Below are 2,822 nucleotides of genomic sequence, written 5' to 3' on the forward strand. Positions count from 1 at the left end.
AAACCCATCATACCGAGGCGCTCCTTTTTTGACAAAGGCTATTTCTTAGCCCTAACAGGAATGTTTAGCGAGGAAAAGGCAGCCGATCGTCATGTGATATACTCCCCTTAGGTAGACAGGTGAAATAATAAAACCTGTTGCTGTAAGGGGAGCATATCACGTCCATGGCTGCCGCTATTTTTTTGGAGTCAGTCTAATACTTATTTTACGAGTCTGAAGGATTTTTCAATTGAAAAACCGTGTGATATCAACACATCTATAACTAATGCCGCCCCCCGTAATCGTGAGGCCGAAATCGAACGCACCCACTCTAGAGCCGCGAAAAGGTTCGGAACTGGAGATAATTAAATATCCAAGGCCGGATTTGGCTACATGGAGCCCGAACGCCATTATAAAAGTGGTGCTAGCAGGCGGGCTCCTTGATCTAGAATGCGTTGTACAGGGGACCGCTGCAGCACATCTTCCATACGCAAGGGTATGGAGTCAGTGAGATCTTGCTCGAATTGCTCTGCAAGTTTTCTTGCCACGTCGGAACTGTAAATAACTTCACAAACCTCGTAATTCAGGCGCATACTTCTCATATCAAAGTTGGCGGAGCCCACAGTAGCAACCTCCCCATCGATGATCATCACCTTTGCATGCAGCATACCTTTGTTGTACTGATAGATATGAACACCAGCTTCCAACAAATCACCGTAATAGGTGCGGCTTGCTGCGCCCACGATCATGGTTGAGAGTTCAACTTGGCGAGGAACCAATAGCCTTACACGAACACCGCGTGCCACTGCTGTTTTTATCGCTATGATGATATCCGCGTCGGGCACAAAGTAAGGGGTTGAGATATCAATGCTTTGAACTGCTTGGGTTAGGCAATTGAAATAGACTTCCCTGATGATCGGAGTAGGGATTCCAGGATTGCCTTCAAATGTCTGTACGTACGCATGATGTAACGCATGTTTATCTGCGAGAGTGACTTCGTCGGTACCTTTTGTCCCCAGCTCAGAAGCCCATTCTTGCGTTAAAAGAGCTGACCCCCCAGGGGAAGCAATAGTTTGTGATATGGGTCGTGTACGATGAGCGGGTTTTCGCATTTTTTTGACTTGTTGGTTCGTCTGTTCCGCCACGGAAATATTCCAATGGACTTGGAAAATAGTATGTAAATCAGCTGAGGACTCACCTACGATTCGTATATGAGTATCACGCCAAAACCCAATGTTCGGCTTCGATCCTGTATACTCATCTCCGACATTAATACCGCCTGTAAAAGCCTCCTTGCCATCGATAATGACGATTTTACAATGATCCCGGTAAGTCAAATTGGCAAATATCCATGGGGAACGCAATGGAAATATGGCCCGGCAATCAATGCCTGCATCTAGCATCCTATTCAATTGTCTCCGGGGAAATTTACGGCTCCCCCAGCCGTCTCTGAGAAAACGAACCTTTACACCTGACTCCGCCCGTTCTATCAGTAGTTCCGTAATTCGACTGCCAATATTATCATTCCGAAAAATATAATATTCCAAATCAATTGACTTTTGGGCGTTTTGTATGGATCGTATAAGATTCTCATAGGTTTCAATTCCATTCGTAAGCACCTGAACCTGACAAACCCGAAGTCCCTGAACAGATAGGTTGCGCAAAGCATGAGCAATGACCGAAGCCGAGCGCTTAAATGAACCAAGCAGCTTGTCCGATTCATTGTGCGGTGAAGTCAGTCTTTCACGTTGAATTTGTATGGGATTCGATGTGATGAGATAGAGCACAAAACCAATAATGGGCAGAATAAGGCAAATGGTAAGCCAGTTTAAAGCCTTAGCCGGTCTGCGAGCCTCAATTAGAGCTACGATTAACATAAAAACTGTGTTTAATAGGTACAACCAAAGAACCCACATGAAATAAATCCCTCCTTAGTTTACTGTATCAGAATGTGCAATCAGTTCCAGAAATATACAAGAAGTAGCCTTCAGTTTGTAGACAGGTCTCAATTCAAGATGCGGTCCATACCTTTTAATGAGATTCACTTGTTTACGAAAGGATAATGGAATTATGGAATTATTATATTCGCCTCATATGATCACACGCAGCATAATGCCTTCTCTTTTTATTCGAACAAAAAAGAACACCTCTAATCCGGCAAAGAGGTGTTTGAGAATTTGGATGTAACGATGACGATTGACATTATCAATGTATTCATCTGGTCTTCTGTTTGCTTACCTTTTTAGCCCCTATTTAAACTTGGACAGTACACCCCTTACTCCGATACAATAATATTGGGCGGAGGGGAACGAAAATGAAGAAGAAACAGTATGACCTTAATTTCAAGAAAATGGTGGTCGCCAAAGGGAAAGAGATTGGCAACATGACCGCTGTAGCAAGGCAACATGAGCTTGATCCGAAGATGGCTCTCCGATGGGCCAGAGAACTGAATCGTAAGGATCTTGATCAACTGGATGGGACAAGCATGAAGCATCAGAAGTTTGTCCCCACTGCCGATGATTATGCAGAGCTTATGAAAGAAAATGAAAAACTGAAGAAGCTCTATGCTGAGCAAGCCTTAGAGAGGGACATTCTCAAAGACCTACTAAAAAAACGAACCCGCACTTGCGGATAAAATAGAGATTGCCCAGAAGTATATTGCACAGGGACATCGCATCAGCTTTGTGCTGCTCACCAAACTGCTCAACCGCTCGCCGCTTTCCGTGCGTGACGTCCTGAAGTAGTCGATTGCCACTGCGAATTAATCCAGGCAGACTTTGTAACTTTTTCGCTAACGTACACCTATCTAGATAATTCTATCGCAATAATAATAAGGCTATCCG

General features: G+C 44.2%; 2 protein-coding genes. One reads left to right on the top strand and one right to left on the bottom strand.

What is annotated here, in order from left to right:
- Nucleotides 1–389: 389 nt before the first annotated feature.
- Nucleotides 390–1,895, bottom strand: coding sequence for a phospholipase D-like domain-containing protein (locus GC093_RS01855; RefSeq protein WP_171650153.1), 1,506 nt, complete (start codon nucleotides 1,893–1,895; stop codon nucleotides 390–392).
- A 398-nt stretch (nucleotides 1,896–2,293) separates the two neighbouring features.
- Here GC093_RS01855 and GC093_RS01860 point away from each other — a divergent pair, with 398 nt between their 5' ends.
- On the top strand, nucleotides 2,294–2,614 hold the full coding sequence (locus GC093_RS01860; protein WP_171650154.1) for a transposase: 321 nt from the start codon (nucleotides 2,294–2,296) through the stop codon (nucleotides 2,612–2,614).
- Nucleotides 2,615–2,822 lie beyond the last annotated feature (208 nt).

It is taken from the genome of Paenibacillus foliorum (genome assembly GCF_013141765.1).
GTDB classification, from domain to species: Bacteria; Bacillota; Bacilli; order Paenibacillales; family NBRC-103111; genus Paenibacillus_S; species Paenibacillus_S foliorum.